Origin of the sequence: Grimontia sedimenti, from assembly GCF_011045095.1 — a bacterium.
GTDB lineage: Bacteria > Pseudomonadota > Gammaproteobacteria > Enterobacterales > Vibrionaceae > Enterovibrio > Enterovibrio sedimenti.
The window spans coordinates 39,250-56,909 of record NZ_JAALDL010000005.1; the positions used below are offsets into that span (position 1 = coordinate 39,250).

Sequence of the window (17,660 nt, forward strand, 5' to 3'; positions counted from 1 at the left end):
GGCAGAGGCTTCGATGTGTAGCTGGCCTACATGAGAAGCTGATAACGCAGCAGAAATTCCCCACAAACGCTGCCCAAAGGGTTCTGCTCTAAGCGTTTTATGCTTTGTTGAGGTGTATTTGCTTAGACCACTAGGCGGCATACACCTCGCCGCGCCTAAAACGCTTATAGCGAGAACAAAATTTAACCACCAAAGATCAACAGCCCCTAAGCACGAAGCTTTTTCTGACTCTTCTCGCGCTGAAGCATATCTTGCAAAGCGCAGAGCAAATCGACGGCAGACAAAATACCGACCAGTGTCTCTGTTTTGTCCAGAACTGGCAGGGCACCGACGTTGTGATCGAGTAGTTTCTGGTTCGCTTTGGAAAGGGTTTCGTAGGTGTGACAGGAAATCACATCTGTCACCATGACATCACCCACATTGAGGTCATCTGAAAGCAGATAAGGGTGTTCGATGTCAGGCGCTTCATCGGCCCAGTTGGGGCGACGAAGTTGTCGGTCACTGATGATCCCCACCAATTCGCCGTTTTCTACGACAGGAAGGTGGCGAATGTCTTTGTCCCTCATGAGGAAATACGCTTCACGCACTCCCATGTCGGGGCTGATGGTCACCAGTTTACGTGTCATGTAATCGGAAACTTTTCCTGGCATCGTGTAGACCTCTCCTCATTGTTTGGATTGACTCCTTTAAACCTACAAAAAGTAAGGACGTAATGTTGGGAGGCACCGCCCAGAAATCCAGTAGGAACAACAATGAGCACGGCGTCAGTCAACTCGCCCGAAGGGAGGCCCTCAATGCGCCCACTTCTTCGTTAAACTCCACGGAAATAGAATGACTATTCCTCGCGGAATTTGCCTCGAATTGAGCGCATTGATGACCTCTGAATTCAATTATCTTCAGGTCGTTTGGGTATATTTGATTTACCCAGTCAGAATGTGCGCTAGAATCAGCCACCTGAACAAGAAAAAGAAATGCCTTCAGCTTTAAAGGAAAACGAACGTTCATGGACTCTATTTCTCAGGCAGCCCTTGGCGCTGCAGTCGCCGGTTTAGTCGCCGGTAAACGTTGCTCTCCAAAAGTGCTACTTGCCGGTGCTGCGCTCGGCACAGTGCCCGATCTGGACGTGGTACTGGATTATGGCGACCCGATTTCCAATATGATTAAACACCGTGGGTTTAGTCATTCCCTGTTTGTTCTGTTCCCGTTTGCTGCCGTATTGGCGGTTTTCTGGAAGCGACTTTTTGCCAAGGAATGGCCGCTATGGCAACTCTGGGCGCTGTTTACTGCAGTGTTGGTGACGCATCCGATTCTTGATTCTTTCACGACTTATGGCACCCAACTATTCTGGCCATTAGATACACCACCTGTGGCTATCTCCAGCATCTTTATCATTGACCCGCTGTACACCATTCCATTGCTCATTCCTGTGTTGGCCGCATTTATCTGGCGTAGCCGTGCTGCCAAACTCTGTGGCGTGGGGCTGGCGATTTCTACGCTGTATCTCGCCTGGTCGCTTGTAGCGATTGGCGTGGTGAAAGACCGGGTGGAAGAAAACGTCGCAGGTACGCACCTTGAAGGACAGCCGGTGTTTATTGGCCCCACACCTTTCAACACCGTGCTTTGGCGCGTGGTGGTGTTGGATGGCGATAAATACTGGGAAGGCCTGACATCTTTGCTGGATGAAGATCCAACCATCGATTGGATGCCAATGGTACGAGGCGATTGGGCATTCCCGAGCAAGCCAGAACTACTCGCAGACTTTGAGAACTTCACCCGTGGCTTTGTGCGTTACGAACATGATGGTGGTGCGTTGACTGCGACGGATTTGCGCCTTGGTATGGCCATGTATCACCCGTTTAGCTTTGTGGTGGCAGAGCAGGGTGAGAATCAGGTTTGGCAATTGGTGCCGCCAGTACAGTTGGATCCAGGCCCAGTGTTGCCGCGACAAATCCCTGCACTGTGGATGCGTCTTCTCGGCTGGCAAAGCATTGATGCCATGCTATGTAATGAGCATGATTGCTTCCGTGATGAATTGTCATCCAACTAACAGTAAGCCCAGCAATGCTGGGCTTTCTTCTACCTAGTGTCACGGAAAGGACTAATTACCAATCGATGCCTTTGCGTACCTTGATGCCAGAATCAAAAGCATGCTTCACATTGCGAACTTCAGAGACAGTATCTGCCATCTCAGTCAGTGCACGGTGAGCTGCGCGGCCAGTGATGATCACTGACTGCTCGCTTGGACGGTTTTCCAGCGCTTCTACCACTTCGTCCAACTCGATGTAGCCGTAGGTGACCATGTAGGTCATTTCGTCCAGTAGCACGACGTCGTAGCTTGGGTCTGCCAACATGCGTTTACATTCCTGCCAAACCTCCTGCGCTGCTTGGGTGTCAGCGGCTTTATCTTGTGTGTCCCAGGTAAAGCCGGTCGCCATAACGTGGAATTCAACACCGCATTTTTCCAGCAGATTGCGCTCGCCACATTCCCAAGTGCCCTTGATGAATTGGGCCACACCGCACTTCTGGCCGTGACCGGTCGCGCGAGTGATCATGCCGAACCCTGAAGTTGATTTCCCTTTGCCGTTTCCGGTAATCACCAACAGCAAACCTTTCTCAATCTGTGCAGCGGCAACGCGCTCATCGACTTGTTCTTTGACTTTTTGTTGTCGGGCTTTGTAGCGCTCATCGCTCATTAGATTTTCTTCCTTTCAAAATTATTTGGCTGAAGCAGTATGGTTGGCCAGCAATCGTGGATCACAACATACCAAAACCCACTTGTATTGGAAGAGTGTAAACCTGAGTAAATCGCTCTGGTATTGGCGTTCGTACAGAAATTGGTCAACTACAATCAGTCAGAATATACCCAAACAATCTTAAGATGCAGGATTCAGCGAGCATCTTCAGGTCGTTTGGGTATGAAACCACGAGGGATAAAAGATGAAAAAGTTAGGATGGCTGTTGGTGGCCCTGCCTTTTAGTTTAATGGCAGGGGAAGTGGTCGATTACAGTTCTAATGGTATGGCCTTAGAGGGTTACTACGCGCCTGCTGATGGCGACGTTAAAGGCTCAGTGATTTTAATCCATGACTGGGATGGACTGACTGGCTATGAGCAGAAGCGCGCCGATATGCTGTCTTCGATGGGTTACAACGCCTTTGCGGTCGACCTATATGGCAAAGGCAACCGTCCTGTTGATAGCAATGCCAAGAAAGCGGAAACAGGAAAGCTTTATAAAGATCGGGAGAAAATGCGAACCCTGATTCTGGCGGGTTTAGATAAAGCCCGGGAAATGGGTGCAGAAGATGTGGTGGTTGCAGGTTATTGCTTTGGCGGCGCAGCAACGCTAGAGCTTGCTCGTTCTGGCAAAGGCAGTGGTATCAATGGTTATGCCACTTTCCACGGTGGACTGGCGACACCAAGCGACCAGAGCTATGCCAAAGACACGGCACCGATTTTCATCTCCCACGGCGGTGCAGACAGTGCAATTCCAATGAGTGATGTGGCGGATCTCTCTGAAGACCTGGAAGCAGCGGGTATACCGTATCTGATTGAAGTTTATTCAGGTGCACCTCACGCTTTTACAGTGTTTGAGTCTCCTCGTTATCGTGAAGTAGCGGATAAGCGCTCTTGGGCGACCTTCACTGGCTTCCTAGAAGAAAATCTGTAGGGCCTCTCAAACAGCTGTTTCGGTGACTTTGCCCTCCGTTCCTTGATTCGATACAGTGTTCGTAATGAATGGGGAACGGAGTGCCAATGTCTAATAACAAACCGAAAATTCTCGTTGTCTGTATGGGTAACATTTGTCGTTCGCCTACCGGAGAAGCAATACTCCGTGCCAAAGCCAAGGCGCGCGGTTTGGATGTTGAAATCGATTCGGCAGGCACCATCGGTTATCACTCAGGCGCTAAGCCTGATGAAAGAGCAAGGAAAGCCGGAGAAGCCAGAGGCTATGATTTCACGGGCATATACTCGCGTCAGGTTGAAGATGATGACTTTGAAAAGTTCGACATGATTCTGGCTTCTGACAAAGCGAACCTTGCTGACCTGCTGGACCGTTGCCCAGATCATCTTCGTGACAGAGTTTCTTTGTTTTTGAGCCATGGCAACTCATCGTTGGCTGAAATCCCAGACCCATACTATGGCGGTTCAAAAGGCTTTGAGCTGGTGTTGGATCTTATCGAAGAAGCCAGCGACAGTGTGCTGGATGAAGTGATGGCGAAATAAACCTCTGAGTCTTGCTGAAGCCCGCTGACAGCGGGCTTTTTCGTCTTTAACGGAACAATGTTCGCAGCAACAAGCAAATTCCTACCTTAGTGCTTGTTTAAATTTGATCGCTCTTATAAATTTAAGATCTATAGCTGATAGCTTTTTGTGAGGTAAGGGATTGAAACTTCAGCAGCTTAAATATCTAAAAGCGATAAAGGACAACAATTTAAACGTGTCCGCGGCCTCCCAGTCGCTTTTTACAACCCAGCCAGGCGTCAGTAAACAAGTCGGATTGCTGGAAAAAGAACTGGGCGTGAGGATTTTTGAACGTCGTGGTAAAAACCTCAGCGGTATTACTCCGATCGGTGAACGAATCCTTGAGCAGGTCGAGCGCATGCTGGCGCTGGAGCAAAAAATTAAAGCGCTGGCGAACGAGCATCTGGATCCGAGTGTAGGTACGCTGAATATCTATACCACGCATACCATTGCACGTTACTTGCTGCCAAACAGCGTGTCTTACTTCACTAAAAAGTATCCGAACATCAACTTCCACTTGCATCCGACACTGCCGTTGCAAACGAAGGGGGTGATCAGTAAGGGGCATTCTGACTTTTCCATCGTGGCCCACGATATTGGTGCAGACAACGATTTAATCCAGCTGCCTGCGTACCTCTGGACGATGGGATTGGTGGTGCCGGAAGATCATCCGCTGGCGGATGTCCGCAAGCCAACGCTCAAGCAATTGTCTGAATATCCGATTCTGAGTTACGAGCCGGGTTCAACTGGCCGTCAGGTTCAGGATGAAGCCTTCAGACGCGCGGGTATCAATCCGAACTACTTTATGACGGTGATGGATGCTGACGTGATTAAGCGTTATGTCCAGCTTGGTTTTGGTATCGGCATTATCTCTACCTTGGCAGCACGCGACATTGAAAACACGGGTCTGACTTATATCAACCTCGATCACTTGTTTGAGCCGTGTAACGCTTGGATTTGCTTTTCGAAAGACATCTTGCTGCAAAATTACATGTACGACTTCCTGATGTCGTTCTCGCCTCATCTGACCAAAACACTGATGGAAAGTGTGTTGATGCAAAACAGCAGCGAGAAAGTCGACAAGCTGTTTGAAGGTCTGGAACTCCCCGTTTACTAACCTGAAAGAAGAGTGAAGAACGCCAGCGAATATGCTGGCGTTTTTACGTTCAATTGTTGGAGGTCTCCCCACTTTCCGGCGGTGGTGTCCGAATGACTCTGCCCTGATTGTTGTTGAGCTCAGGATGATCCACCAACAGGTGCTTGCGGATCGCGGGAGGTTCAGGTTCATTTTCCGGATGGTTCTGATGGAAGATGGGGGTTTTCGGCCGATAGACATGATGCGGCCTACCATCTTCCAGCACACTGTCGGGAATACGTTTGCCAATGATGATTTCTATCGCTGTCATGGCATCATCCGTAGGGAGCGTCACGGTTTCCGATTCTTCAATCACCACTTCCTCGGCAGCGTACAGTGCAAGTGGTGAAATCGCGATAACCGTACCGATCAAAAGGAACGTCGCCAGTTTCTTCATTGTTTGGACTTCAATGTCTGACATATTTCCTCCTAAGCGGGCGTGCCGTCATTTCTGTCGCGTGCAGCAACGAATCCATAGAAGATGTAGCCGAACATGGTGAGGATCGAGCCCCAGAACACGGCAGATTGACCACAGGCATACACGCCGTAAATACTGTAAATCACGGCGAAAGTCCCGATCGTAGCTGCCGTTTTATACTCTTTCTGGCTGACATTCTGCTTGCGGAGAATGACTTCGAGACCGGTCAGCGACAGTATGTATGGAACCATATTGATGAATACCGCGAGGTTAAGCAGTACATTGAACTGCTTGACCAGATTTGGCGAAATCGTCATCACAGCCAGCAACAATTCGAGCCCCAACATAATCAACATGCCTTTGATGGGCGCATTGTTTTTATTCACTTCACCAAACACTTTCGGGAACAGGCGAATGTCTGCTGCGGCTTTCGATACCTGCGCATTGGTAAACTGCCAACCAAGTAAGGAACCGATACAGGCAATCACGGCCAGTGCGGTGATAATACTGCCCACAGTTTCGTTAAACATGTAGGTATAAACCAACCCGAAAGGCGCATCGGATTTGGCCAGTTCGGCGTTCGGGATAATGCCCTGAATCACTGACGTTGATGTGATGTAAACGATGGCGGTGAAGCTGGTGGCGAGCATACAGGCCAAAGGAACGTTCTTTTCGGGGTTTTCTACGGCCCCTGAATTGGCCCCGGCTGACTCAATCCCTAAAAAAGCCCATAGCGTTAATGCGATGCCTGATGAGACCGCGGTGATGGTCGTGTCCTGATGGGGATTCCACGCTTCGGCGAAAACATCAGGCTTGAACCAGAACCAGCCGGCAACGGATAAGCCAACCACTGGAATGATGATGCCCCAGACCGTAATAGCAGAGATTTGACCGGTGATTTTCGGCCCCCAGAAATTGGCAACCATGGTGACAACCAAAATGGCGACCACAGCAATAAAAGTGTGTATCGGAGTGGTTTTAATCCAAGGGAAGAAGGGCACCAAATAACCAGCCGCTGACACAGCAATCGCCACCGCACTGATCACCAGACAGACATAATAGGTATATGAAGCAATAAAGAAGGATGACTTTCCGTGCGCTTCGTTGGCATAAGCAGACATGCCGCCGTCTTTGTTGCAGTACATGCCACACTTGGCAAACGCATAGGCAATACACATTGCGCCCAGTGCCGTCACAACCCATGAAAGCAGCGAAATTGCCCCGGTTTGAGCCAAGCTTGCTGGCAGCATGATGATGCCAGAGCCCATCATGTTTACAGTCACTATGGTGGTTAATCCCACCAGTCCCATTTTATTTTGTTCTGACGCCATACTGATTCTCCACTGCATTATTTGGGCAAGAAATGCAGGTATTCAGCCTTGCTGCATACACGTTCGATTGACGATCTCCCGCCGCTGCATCGAAACAAGTGAAAAGGCTTTGCCTGTCGAATTGAAAGTAGAAGTGGAGTAGTGAGGTGTTTGGTTCTTTTACAAGACAAAAGCACAGTTCGTCCTAATGAAACTAATTACCCACATTTCTGTAAGCCAATAAAAATAGGGGATTGATGATGCGCCCTATCGGCAATGCATCAATTTTCACTTTGGTTTTTTCTTCAAATTTGTCTTTTTTGCGACTTTGTCTGCCAGAGGGCTCTTCTATGGTGAATGGGACTCAAACAAAACACTTCTCCTCATTCAGTGTCGGAGCTGGCTATGAAAACCTACGGAAAGAAATTTAATGTTCTGATTTTGGAAGAAGCCCATAAAGAAGGTGTAGTGGGTAATGCGATTGAAAGGCTGATTGCAGAGCTGGAAAGCAGCGGCGCAAGAGTCATGGTGGCGACAAGCTTTGATGATTGTTATTCGGTGATTTTTTCGAATACTGCGCTTGATTGTCTGATGCTTACATCAGCCATGAGCGGGTCCCAAAGCGAAGAAAATGAGCGCTTTTATGTGCTGATAGAAAAGCTCAACCGTCGTCAGCAAAATGTCCCTGTGTTCCTGCTGGCTGAGCGTAAGAAAATCACCCTTCACGTCACCCGAGAGATGATGGAAAAAGTCGATGAGTTCGCCTGGATTCTGGAAGACACGCCAGACTTCATAGCAGGCCGAGCCGTCGCCGCAATGAACCGCTACCGTAAGCAGCTGCTACCTCCACTGATGTCCGCATTGATGAAATATGACGATATTCATGAGTATTCATGGGCAGCACCAGGTCACCAAGGAGGCGTTGGCTTTACCAAGACCCCAGCAGGACAACGCTTTTACAATTACTACGGTGAGGGACTGTTCCGCACCGACATGGGGATCGAGCGTGGGAGCTTAGGTTCATTGCTCGACCACACGGGCTATTTTGGTGACAGTGAGCGTTATGCGGCCAAGGTCTTTGGCGCTGACCAATCTTACTCGCTGGTGACGGGTACATCAGGCTCCAACCGCACCATTATGTCCGCCTGTATGAACGAGAATGATCTGGTGATTTGCGACCGCAACTGTCACAAGTCGATTGAGCAGGGACTGATGCTTTCCGGTGCACGGCCCGTTTACCTGCTGCCAACACGCAACCGCTACGGCATTATCGGCCCCATCTATCCTGACCAGCTCTCCAAGCAGGTGCTCGATCAGCGGGCGAAAGATTACTCACTCACCAAAGATTACGCGGACCAACGCGCGGTGTATGCTGTGCTGACAAACTGTACCTACGACGGTCTTTGTTATAACGCTGAAAGGGCACAGGACATTCTGGCCGAGAGCAGCGACCGTATTCATTTCGATGAAGCTTGGTACGGTTATGCACGCTTTAACCCTATCTACGAAAAACACTATGCGATGCGCGGCGAGCCAACCGAAGACCCGGACGCGCCAACCGTGTTTGCGACTCACTCTACCCACAAACTGCTGAATGCCTTGTCCCAAGCATCTTGGCTACATGTGAGAAACGGTAAAGGCGCCATCAGCTTTGAGCGCTTCAATCAGGCGTACATGATGCACGCGACCACTTCTCCGTTGTATGCGATCTGTGCATCGAATGATATAGCCGTATCGCAGATGGCCGGTAACCGAGGTCATTCGCTGACGCTGGAAGTGATTCGCGAAGCGGTGGATTTCCGTCAGGCGATGGGGCGGCTGAATCGTGAATACACAGAAAATGGTGACTGGTTCTTCACGCCGTGGAATGCGGACACTGTCAAAGACCCAGAAACCGGGGAAACTTACGCCTTCGAAGATGCGCCTGCAGACTTGCTATGCGAGAGTCAGGATGCCTGGGTGATGCACCCTGGCGACAACTGGCACGGCTTCAAAGATATGCCTGCAGACTGGTGTATGCTCGATCCAATCAAGGTCAGTATTCTCGCGCCGGGCATGGGCGATGATGGCAAACTGCTTGATAAAGGTGTGCCAGCCGCACTGGTTACACTCTACCTCGGACGCTTCGGTATCGTGCCGACCCGTACCACAGATTTTCAGGTGATGTTCCTCTTCTCAATGGGTATCACCAAAGGTAAGTGGGCAACGCTGGTCAATACGCTGATGGGTTTCAAACGTCACTACGACAACAACACGCCACTGGTGGATTCGCTGCCTGATTTGGCGTCAGATTTCCCTGATGTCTATGGCGAGATGGGGCTTAAGGATTTGGGCGACAAGATTTTCAGTTATCTGAAACAGCACAATCCGGGTGAAGTATTGAATGCGGCTTACGAAACGCTACCAGAAGCCGTGATGACGCCACGCGCCGCCTATCAGGCTATCGTCGCTGATAACGTGGAAATGGTGCCTTCGCATCAACTCGTTGGGCGTGTTGCTGCCAATGCGGTTATCCCATATCCACCGGGCATTCCGATGTTAATGTCCGGAGAGAGCTTCGGTGACGAGAACAGTCCGCAAATCAAATATCTCAAGAGCCTTGAAGTGTGGGATGAAGAATTCCCAGGCTTTGAAAAAGAAACCGAAGGGACAGAGATGCATGATGGTATCTATCATGTGATGTGCGTGAAATCGGTTTAAACGCCAAAGAAAAAGGGGAAGCTAATGGCTTCCCCTTACTTGTTTTGTTCTACCAGGTTTACTTAACGACGGTGAATTGCCCCATCATTCCCATATCCTCGTGCTCCAGAATATGGCAGTGGTACATGTATGGCCATTGCTCGGGAGCCTCATATTCGAACTTCAGCAGAATTTCGGCCTCACCATTTGGATAGATGGTGTCTTTCCAACCTTGGTCTTCTGGCGCTGGCGGGTTTCCGTTCATCGACAAAATCAGAAAGGACGTGCCGTGCATGTGAAATGGATGCCTACCTGAATTGATTGTCCACTTTTCCAGCTGTCCTAACTTGGATTCATGGTTAATGACATTCATGTCCATCTGTTGACCATTAATGGACATATCATCCAGCTCAAAAATACGCTCTACCTGAACGTCTTTTTCAAGGTAAGGGGTAATGGTATTGAGTTGTTTGGGTAACGCAGATGCTAGCGCCTCGAGCGAGCTATCAACCCGGAGTTCAAGAACAGATTGGCTTTCTGAGAAAGGAACGAGCGCAGCGTTGAATCCGCTATAATTCATGGGTAACAGCCTTGCCAGCACCCTCTGGTTTTCGACGGCTGACATATCAACGACGATGTCATTCCGTTCTCCAGGTGCCATTTTCAAAGATGTTAATTCTACCGGGGAGGCCAGCAAGCCGCCTTCTGTCGCTATTTTATAGAAAGGTTGGTCGCCTTCCAGATAGAACTCATACGAGCGGGCATTGGAGCCGTTGAGTAAACGTAATCTGACAAAAGATTGAGGTACCATCGTGTAGGGATTGATGGTGCCATTGACCACAAGCGTGCCTTCTCTCAAATCCTCCGGCATGTCGTTAGCCGGGTATGGCGTCATCTTTCCATCAACAAAGTTTCTGTCCTGAATGACCAAAGGTATGTCATCAACGCCGTAGGTGTTTGGGAGCCCCAAAGACAGTGAATGCTCATCCTCAATAAGATAAAAACCCGCCAGTCCAGAATGAACCTGCTTGGCAGTGGAGCCTTTAAGGTGTGGGTGATACCAGTTAGTGGAGGCCTGTTGCACGACAGGAATGGTTACGTTCCATGTATCTCCGGGTAGGATTTTGTTTTGAGGACCGCCGTCAATCTTTCCTACAACGTGTAAGCCATGACCGTGAATATTCGTTGGTTCATCAAGATGGTTGGTAAACGCAATGGCTGTACTTTCGCCTTTGTACATTTTTATTGTTGGACCCAGATAGCCACCATTGTAGCCACTGGTTTTACTCTTAACCCCGGGATAAAACTCGTGCTCACCTTCTTTGATATCGATGACTATCAGGCCATTTTGAGTTCGGCTGTCAATGAGTGTCGGAATACTCAAGGGTGTTACTGCTGCTGTAGTTGGTGGAGAAGCGCGCAGAGCAGTGCTGGCAACAATAGCAGCAAAAATAAGTGCGGAGACCATTAGCATGACTAAGGCTACGCGTCGGCTGGCAAAACCTTTCTGGCGCTTATATGCACCTTTTATTTGTCTGAAACAGGTCATCCTTTTTCCCTAAATAACTTAAATATGTTTTGGTGGCGGATTATTTAATATCAGACTGTGTTCGTCCATTTAGAGCCTAGCTCAAAAGTGATACAAACAAGAAAAAGACTACGTGTTGTCCAGATTCCACCGTCTTTAAGTATAAGAAGTTGTAGAGAATAGAAAAAAGGCCAGAGCAAAAAGCGTCTGGCCTTTGGTTTTTATGGGGGAAGTTAAGCTTAGTGGCAGGCGATATGGATAAAAATCTGCGCACCGACCAACAGAAAGTCGTCATCCACATAGTAAGGGTTTGAGTGCAGGTAATTACAAATGCCTGCCTCTTTGTTACCACTACCTAGGAAGAACATCGCGCCTTTGCGATCTTCTGCTGCATTCACCATCAGGCTGAAATCTTCAGAACCTGTCATTGGATTGCCATTTGGATCCAGACGGTCAGCAGGCACGATAGCGCGCGCTGCATCTACCACGCGCTGGTAAGCCTCTGGGTGGTTGATGACTGCTGGGTAGCCTTCGCAAACCATCGTGGTTTTGAAGCCACGGATTTCACTTTCTTTTACGAAAGTTTCAAAGCTGTCTTTCAGGATCTGATCAGTTTCAGCGTCCATAGCGCGGATGGTGCCGCGAGCCTGTGCATAGTCAGGCACAGCGTTAGGAATGCTGCCGCCGTTGAACATACCACAACCGAATACTGCAGGGCTGAACGGGTTAGTGCGCTTGGCAACCACGTAGTCCATGTCCATGATAATACGGCTGGCTTCGCGAATCGCATCCAGACCTTTCTGCGGGGTTGAACCGTGAGCAGAAACGCCATGAACGTCCAAAGTCCACGCAGAGCCATAAGAAGACATGATGCCGTTGTTGATTTTCACGAAGCCGTATTCCAGAGCCGCGTCATTGTGCAGTGCATACACTTCCGCGATGCCTTCCATACAACCCAGCTCAACCATTTTGCTTGCGCCCGGTACACGCATGTCTTCTTCCGCCATTTGGAAGATAAAGCGTACGTTGTGTTTCAGCTCGGTCTGGTTTTCGGCAAGGTATTTCGCCGTGGTCAGGATGATCGCCATATGGGTATCGTGACCACAGTTGTGTGAGCGGCCTTCATGCGTCGAACGGTATTCGTTGTCCGTCATGTCGTCCATTTCCAGTGCGTCCATGTCCGCACGGAAGCCAACACGTTTCCACTCAGGGTTCACGGTCAGATCAGCGATGAAGCCAGTGAAACCTTCGTAAGTGGTCAGGCTGTAACCCATCTCAGTCATCAGCGCCTGGCAGTAAGCCGTGGTTTTGAACTCTTCACCGGAGATCTCAGGGATCTGGTGCAGGTCACGACGTGTGTTGATGCTGAACTCATGCAGGCCAAGCAGCTTGCTGTCCAGATTGAAGTTTGAGTACTTAGCCGACATTTAGATAATCCCTTTCATTTGGAACCCGATTTGTGCAATCACAGACGCTCCGAAGAAACAGCTGGTCGCCACAATCAGGAAGATAACGATAACTTTCCAAGACATCTTTTTCAGCTCTTCCATCTGTCCGCCAACAGACAGACCTGCAAATGCCAGTAGCGGCACACACACAGACAGGAACTGGATCTTACCCACTGATTCCAGGAAGTAAGTGCGAACCGGGGTCTCAGGCAGACAAATCAGAATACCGATAATGGTCGCGTAGGCGAACGTTGGAAGTGAAGAAGGAATGAACTTCTTCGCAACCAGAGAGAGGAACACAATCACAGACATAGCAATGAAGCTGTGTACCATCTCAGTCGGCGCAGTGCCGTTGGTCAGAAATTGGGTAAAGCCAGCCAGTACAATCGCAAGCGAGACCAGCTTCATGTCATTCATAATCACTTTCATGGCTTATTTACCTTTATTGCAAATTTTGTACATCAGCTCAGCCAATGGCAGGCCAAGGAAAGTCAGCGACAGTGCGCCCAGAACAGATGAAAGCAGGTTAGATGCCGCAGCAATACTCAGCACTTGTTGTGCAAGCGCTGGCTCAAGGCCTGATACCAATGCACCTGATGCTGCGCTCAGCATTGAGCCAGAACCTACGCCTGAACCTGCAGCCAGTGCCAGTGGGTGAAGACCCGTCAGCGGAGCGATACTGCCCAGTACAGAGAACCACAGGGTGCCGATAACAGAACCACACAGGTAGATAGCCAGTACACCAACGTACTCTGGGCTGCCTGTGCCGAATTTGCCTTGGATAACCGCGATAGAAGGCTCACGGCTGATCGATGAACATGCGCCGATCGCTTTGCGGTCGAACTTGAATTTCACCGCCAAAGGAATGGCAATCAGGATTGGAAGCAGGTTGCCCAGCTCTTGGAACAGCAGTGGAACACCAGCATCGATGATCATGTCCAGGTTAGGGATAATCATGCCCGCGTATTGGGTACCCAGCACCAGCAGACAGTAACCCACCATCTTGCCGCAGAAACCTTCTTCTTTCTCAGTGAAGACTTTGCCCCACGCTTTGATCTTGGACTTGGTCCAGTTTACTGACAGTGCCATACCGAACATCACGGCAAACAGCATTGGCAGGATAGAAATAGTGGCAAATCCCAGATCAATCTTCTTGGTACCGATAACAAACTGGGATAGGAAAATCAGTGCGGATACCGCGATGACACTGGTCATGATGACGCGTGCCTGACCGCTTTTGTTTTCTTCTGTGCTCATAGTTATTCAACAGTAAAAGTGGAAATCGCCGCTGATTATAGGGACGGATGAAAAGCGAAACGTGAACAAGATCAACGGTCGGTATCGGGATCTAGATGAAAACTAAATATGATATTCCCTTACGGAATTAGTGGTTATAGGCCGGTAAAATGCGCTTAGGTTTGGTGTTGTAACTGTTGGTTTTCAGTGTCATTCGGTAACCGGATTAACTGTTCATGACAGCTTAGGTAACAAGGTCGGCAAGCCGCAGATAAAAGAAAACCCGGCGCGGGAGCCGGGTTTGATTTCGTCAATATTGATTACAACAAAGGCGCGCAGTTACAGTTGCCGTTTGAGGCACTTTGCTTGCTATCTTTCTGAGGCTGATACCATTCCTCAAGGCCATCTTGCAGTTGCTTAGCGGCTTGAGCAGGGCTCATTTGGCCTGTCATCACACCTACGCTGGTTTCCCAAATCTCAAGCTCGAAGTTTGGCTCTCCACGAGACAGAACCTGTGCCGAGTTACGGATGGTCGAATCACACTGGTCGCGCCAGGAAATCATTTCCTGAGCGATTGGGTCTTTCACATCAAAGAAGTGGTTCGACAGTGAGAAGAAGCCAGAGATTTCGTTGGTTAGAAGCTCTGCGAACTCTGCGGTGGTCATCCATTTCAGGAAGGTCTCTGCCGCTTCTGGGTTTTAGACTTGGAGTAGATGCCCATACCAAGGTCTGTGTGGTCGCTGAAATAACAAGCATCACCACGTTTTTCAACCGGTGGTGGGAACACACCCATGTTGACTTTTCCACGGAAGGTGCCGATATCCCAAGAACCTGCCGGGTAAACCGCCGCTTTGCCGTCAGCAAACATTTTGATCGCGTCGTTATAGCCGCGCTGATCAAAGTCATCGCCCATGTAGCTTGCCCACTTACCGAGTTCGCGGAAGGTGTCACGGTAAGGTTTGCTGTCAACGCGCTCTTTACCTGTCAGCAGGCCGTCACGGCCATCTTCACCTTTCCAGTAGGTTGGACCAATGTTCTGGAAGCCCATGGTCGCTGCTTCCCATTTGTCCTTGGTGCCCATTGCCAGTGGCAGGTAACCCGCACGCTTGGCTTTTTCCAGCGCCCAGTAGAAATCAGCTTTAGTCACTGGTTCATTCACGCCGACTTCTTTAAAGATGTCTTTGTTGTAAAAGAAACCATGAATAACAGATGCCATTGGCAAACAGAACGTCTGTGCGCCAGAGTCCGTCTGCCAAGGTGCCAGAGCGAAACTCGGGAAGTTCTCCATGCCTTCCATTTCGGTCACTTCTTTCAACAGACCGCGCTCGAAAAGGCCCAGCGAGCCATCAAAAGGGCGGCAGGCAATCAGGTCACCTGCGGATTCGCTTTTAAAGCGCGCTTCCATGTCACCGTTCCACTTGGAGGCATCCAGATCTGGTGGTGAGCGGTATTCCACTTTGATGTTTGGGTAGTGTTTGTTGAACGCTGGGATGATTTTCTCGTTCCACACTGCGTCATCACTACGCCATGAATCAATCACCAGCGTGGTTTGTGCATTCGCCAGCGTAGAAGCGGCAAAGGTCAGTGCTGCGATAGGCAGCAGGGCTAATTTCTTCATTCTCTGCTCCTTAAACGCGGAAGTTTGCAATCAGGTTTTGCTGGTCTTGTGCCAGGTCCGCCAGTGCTTCACTGCTCGAAGCTGATGCGCGTGCATCTTTCTCTGCTTCGTAGGCCACGTGTGCGATACCGTTGATGTGTTCTGCGACATCATGGCTCACCTTGATCTGCTCTTCGGTGGCTTGAGCAACATGCACTGCCATCTCATGGATAGACTTCATGCGTGACACGATGTCTTGCAGGGTTTCGTCCGTCAGGCGCGTCTGGGTCAGACACTCTTCCATTTGCTTCTGACTGCTGCTCATGGTTTCCGCCATGCGTGACGCATTACCTTGCAGGTTGTTGATCATCAGCTGGATTTCTTCCGTCGACTGCTGGGTGCGAGTTGCTAGGGCGCGCACTTCGTCTGCGACAACGGCAAAGCCACGGCCATGAGAGCCTGCACGCGCTGCTTCAATCGCTGCGTTGAGTGCCAGCAGGTTGGTTTGCTCTGCGATGTCCTGAATCACGTGCAGGATTGAGCCGATGTTGTTGGAGTACTGGTTCAACTGTTGAGTATTGTTCACGGCTTCTTCAATGTTGCCAGAGAGCTGTTCAGTCAGCTGACGGCTGCGGGAAACCTGCGAACGACCACTGTTCGCCGCATCGTTCGTGCTTTCTACTTCCGATACGGTCAGCTCGGTAGAGCGGGAGATTTCCTTGGCGCTCACTTCCATCTCAGAAATAGCCGCGGCAACCTGATCGGTACGTGATTTCTGGTCTTCCACGCGTGACATGGCACTTTCGCTAACATTCGCTGCGCGGCTTGCTTCATCCAGCAGGTGCTGTGCGCCGTCGCCGAATTTTGCCAGCGTTTGTGACATGGTGTTCGCCAGTTCATCTATTGAACGGCTCAGCTCACCGAACTCATCCTGCGCGTTGTAATTTGCACGGGTGCGCATGTCGCCGTCGGTCATTTTGTCCAGCACGTTTCGGATCAGTGCCAGTGGTTTTTGAATACTACGCGTGGTGCTGACACCAACCCAAAGGCTGACAGCAGCGGCAATGGAGGTCATCAGGAACACATAGAAAAACGCTTCGCTCACCGCGGATTCTGCGTCTTCACGGCTGCTGGTCGCCAGTTGCTGTGCATACTGAGCGTAGCCTTCAAGCTGACCTTGAATATCATCCATCAAACGGTTTGTGCGTTGGTTCTCTTGCTGGAGACGCGCGTTGATTTGTTGTTGTTGGCTCAAGACATCAATCAGACCCTTGTCTCCCAATGTTAGGGATTCAACTTTTTTCAGATTGCGTGAGTAACGGGCTTTAACATCATCTTCTACGTTAATCAGCTCAAGGCGTTTGAACGCGATTTCGATGTCTTTTGCCATGGTGGCACGCAGCTTATGAAGGTTGGTGTCTTGATCAGCTCGGCGCAGCATTTTCAGGTCACGGGCAATACCACTGGTAATGAGTTCTGCGCGGTTGTGCAGTGAGCGCTTCACAGAAGCTTTTTGCAAAAGAAGGTTAGCAGCCCACTGGTAGGTATCTTCTAAACGCAGGAATTTAAGATCCAACGCTTCTCGCTCAGCGATCAGTTGGTTGGATTGCTTCTGCAGTTCAATCAGTACTTTTGCTTGCTCAAAGTAACCATTAGACGCCTGAGTGATCGCGTTCAGTTGCTGACGCTCAGCGTCCGTTGGGCGGCCCTGTTGAGCAGTATTGAGCGTGTCGAAGAAGTGGCGTTTTTGCTCTTCGAACGTTTGGTCAATCTGACTCGCTTCAGATGGGTCGTTATGAAAAGTTCTGACCAATAGATTGGTGCGCATCAGCTGAGTGATCAGGTTTCCGGATGCAACAACCATAGGGGTGGATTGGTCGGTGATTTGTTCAACTTTGCCCTGTAGGGTCTTGGCGTTGAACAGGCTAACGCTGCTAAGTAATGCCATTAATACGAACATTAAGACAAAACCCGCAACTGTTCTCTGTACGACGGACAACTTCATTGTTCTCTCACTCTACGACAGTCTGGCGATGGGGATTCAAACACTGCGCGGCTTAGCTCGGCA

The 17,660-nt window shown here is 49.8% G+C and carries 14 protein-coding genes and 1 pseudogene; 5 read left to right on the top strand and 10 right to left on the bottom strand.

Going from position 1 to position 17,660, the window contains the following annotated elements:
• Positions 1 to 206 precede the first annotated feature (206 nt).
• Positions 207 to 650 carry a CBS domain-containing protein gene (locus tag G5S52_RS08775; RefSeq protein ID WP_165012852.1) on the bottom strand — a complete coding sequence of 148 codons (444 nt, stop codon included), beginning with the start codon at positions 648 to 650 and terminating at the stop codon, positions 207 to 209.
• 353 nt (positions 651 to 1,003) lie between these two features.
• Between G5S52_RS08775 and G5S52_RS08780 the strand changes: the two genes are divergently transcribed.
• The gene (locus tag G5S52_RS08780; RefSeq protein ID WP_165012854.1) at positions 1,004 to 2,047 is read left to right on the top strand and encodes a metal-dependent hydrolase; all 1,044 of its coding nucleotides are present in this window, start codon (positions 1,004 to 1,006) and stop codon (positions 2,045 to 2,047) included.
• A 55-nt stretch (positions 2,048 to 2,102) separates the two neighbouring features.
• Here the strand turns inward: G5S52_RS08780 and cobO are convergent, their stop codons facing one another.
• A complete protein-coding gene (gene cobO / locus G5S52_RS08785; protein ID WP_165012855.1) occupies positions 2,103 to 2,693 on the bottom strand; it encodes a cob(I)yrinic acid a,c-diamide adenosyltransferase in 591 nt (196 codons plus the stop codon).
• Positions 2,694 to 2,937: 244 nt separating this feature from the next.
• Between cobO and G5S52_RS08790 the strand changes: the two genes are divergently transcribed.
• From G5S52_RS08790 to G5S52_RS08800, 3 genes are all read left to right on the top strand, one after another.
• Positions 2,938 to 3,666 (top strand): dienelactone hydrolase family protein, encoded by a 729-nt coding sequence (locus tag G5S52_RS08790; RefSeq protein WP_165012857.1) that lies wholly within the window; start codon positions 2,938 to 2,940, stop codon positions 3,664 to 3,666.
• An 86-nt stretch (positions 3,667 to 3,752) separates the two neighbouring features.
• Positions 3,753 to 4,223, top strand: coding sequence for a low molecular weight protein-tyrosine-phosphatase (locus tag G5S52_RS08795; RefSeq protein WP_002539190.1), 471 nt, complete (start codon positions 3,753 to 3,755; stop codon positions 4,221 to 4,223).
• 160 nt (positions 4,224 to 4,383) lie between these two features.
• Positions 4,384 to 5,358 carry a LysR substrate-binding domain-containing protein gene (locus G5S52_RS08800; protein WP_046302957.1) on the top strand — a complete coding sequence of 325 codons (975 nt, stop codon included), beginning with the start codon at positions 4,384 to 4,386 and terminating at the stop codon, positions 5,356 to 5,358.
• A 49-nt stretch (positions 5,359 to 5,407) separates the two neighbouring features.
• Here G5S52_RS08800 and G5S52_RS08805 read toward each other — a convergent pair whose 3' ends face one another.
• A complete protein-coding gene (locus G5S52_RS08805) occupies positions 5,408 to 5,797 on the bottom strand; it encodes a hypothetical protein (RefSeq protein WP_165012859.1) in 390 nt (129 codons plus the stop codon).
• An 8-nt stretch (positions 5,798 to 5,805) separates the two neighbouring features.
• Positions 5,806 to 7,125: a putrescine-ornithine antiporter gene (gene potE, locus G5S52_RS08810; protein ID WP_046302959.1), complete on the bottom strand. Its 1,320-nt coding sequence runs from the start codon at positions 7,123 to 7,125 to the stop codon at positions 5,806 to 5,808.
• A 384-nt stretch (positions 7,126 to 7,509) separates the two neighbouring features.
• Between potE and adiA the strand changes: the two genes are divergently transcribed.
• Positions 7,510 to 9,804: an arginine decarboxylase gene (gene adiA / locus G5S52_RS08815; protein ID WP_165012861.1), complete on the top strand. Its 2,295-nt coding sequence runs from the start codon at positions 7,510 to 7,512 to the stop codon at positions 9,802 to 9,804.
• A 58-nt stretch (positions 9,805 to 9,862) separates the two neighbouring features.
• Here the strand turns inward: adiA and G5S52_RS08820 are convergent, their stop codons facing one another.
• The 6 genes and pseudogenes from G5S52_RS08820 to G5S52_RS08845 all read right to left on the bottom strand — a co-directional run bounded on the left by G5S52_RS08820 (position 9,863) and on the right by G5S52_RS08845 (position 17,597).
• Positions 9,863 to 11,332: a multicopper oxidase domain-containing protein gene (locus tag G5S52_RS08820; protein WP_165012863.1), complete on the bottom strand. Its 1,470-nt coding sequence runs from the start codon at positions 11,330 to 11,332 to the stop codon at positions 9,863 to 9,865.
• A gap of 218 nt (positions 11,333 to 11,550) precedes the next feature.
• On the bottom strand, positions 11,551 to 12,738 hold the full coding sequence (locus G5S52_RS08825) for a M20 metallopeptidase family protein (protein WP_165012865.1): 1,188 nt from the start codon (positions 12,736 to 12,738) through the stop codon (positions 11,551 to 11,553).
• Positions 12,739 to 13,188, bottom strand: a complete 450-nt coding sequence (locus tag G5S52_RS08830; protein ID WP_046302963.1) for a hypothetical protein — start codon at positions 13,186 to 13,188, stop codon at positions 12,739 to 12,741.
• Positions 13,189 to 13,191: 3 nt separating this feature from the next.
• Positions 13,192 to 14,016: a DUF3100 domain-containing protein gene (locus tag G5S52_RS08835; protein ID WP_002539200.1), complete on the bottom strand. Its 825-nt coding sequence runs from the start codon at positions 14,014 to 14,016 to the stop codon at positions 13,192 to 13,194.
• A 299-nt stretch (positions 14,017 to 14,315) separates the two neighbouring features.
• Positions 14,316 to 15,613: pseudogene (locus G5S52_RS08840) on the bottom strand (ABC transporter substrate-binding protein).
• A 10-nt stretch (positions 15,614 to 15,623) separates the two neighbouring features.
• On the bottom strand, positions 15,624 to 17,597 hold the full coding sequence (locus G5S52_RS08845; RefSeq protein ID WP_165012867.1) for a methyl-accepting chemotaxis protein: 1,974 nt from the start codon (positions 17,595 to 17,597) through the stop codon (positions 15,624 to 15,626).
• Between the last annotated feature and the right edge of the window lie 63 nt (positions 17,598 to 17,660).

What these genes read in the sequence shown, in the direction of transcription:
- G5S52_RS08775 (WP_165012852.1), bottom strand. Translation starts at nt 650, where the DNA reads ATGCCAGGAAAAGTTTCCGATTACATGACACGTAAACTGGTGACCATC.
- G5S52_RS08780 (WP_165012854.1), top strand. Translation starts at nt 1,004, where the DNA reads ATGGACTCTATTTCTCAGGCAGCCCTTGGCGCTGCAGTCGCCGGTTTA.
- cobO (WP_165012855.1), bottom strand. Translation starts at nt 2,693, where the DNA reads ATGAGCGATGAGCGCTACAAAGCCCGACAACAAAAAGTCAAAGAACAA.
- G5S52_RS08790 (WP_165012857.1), top strand. Translation starts at nt 2,938, where the DNA reads ATGAAAAAGTTAGGATGGCTGTTGGTGGCCCTGCCTTTTAGTTTAATG.
- G5S52_RS08795 (WP_002539190.1), top strand. Translation starts at nt 3,753, where the DNA reads ATGTCTAATAACAAACCGAAAATTCTCGTTGTCTGTATGGGTAACATT.
- G5S52_RS08805 (WP_165012859.1), bottom strand. Translation starts at nt 5,797, where the DNA reads ATGTCAGACATTGAAGTCCAAACAATGAAGAAACTGGCGACGTTCCTT.
- potE (WP_046302959.1), bottom strand. Translation starts at nt 7,125, where the DNA reads ATGGCGTCAGAACAAAATAAAATGGGACTGGTGGGATTAACCACCATA.
- adiA (WP_165012861.1), top strand. Translation starts at nt 7,510, where the DNA reads ATGAAAACCTACGGAAAGAAATTTAATGTTCTGATTTTGGAAGAAGCC.
- G5S52_RS08820 (WP_165012863.1), bottom strand. Translation starts at nt 11,332, where the DNA reads ATGACCTGTTTCAGACAAATAAAAGGTGCATATAAGCGCCAGAAAGGT.
- G5S52_RS08825 (WP_165012865.1), bottom strand. Translation starts at nt 12,738, where the DNA reads ATGTCGGCTAAGTACTCAAACTTCAATCTGGACAGCAAGCTGCTTGGC.
- G5S52_RS08830 (WP_046302963.1), bottom strand. Translation starts at nt 13,188, where the DNA reads ATGAAAGTGATTATGAATGACATGAAGCTGGTCTCGCTTGCGATTGTA.
- G5S52_RS08835 (WP_002539200.1), bottom strand. Translation starts at nt 14,016, where the DNA reads ATGAGCACAGAAGAAAACAAAAGCGGTCAGGCACGCGTCATCATGACC.
- G5S52_RS08845 (WP_165012867.1), bottom strand. Translation starts at nt 17,597, where the DNA reads ATGAAGTTGTCCGTCGTACAGAGAACAGTTGCGGGTTTTGTCTTAATG.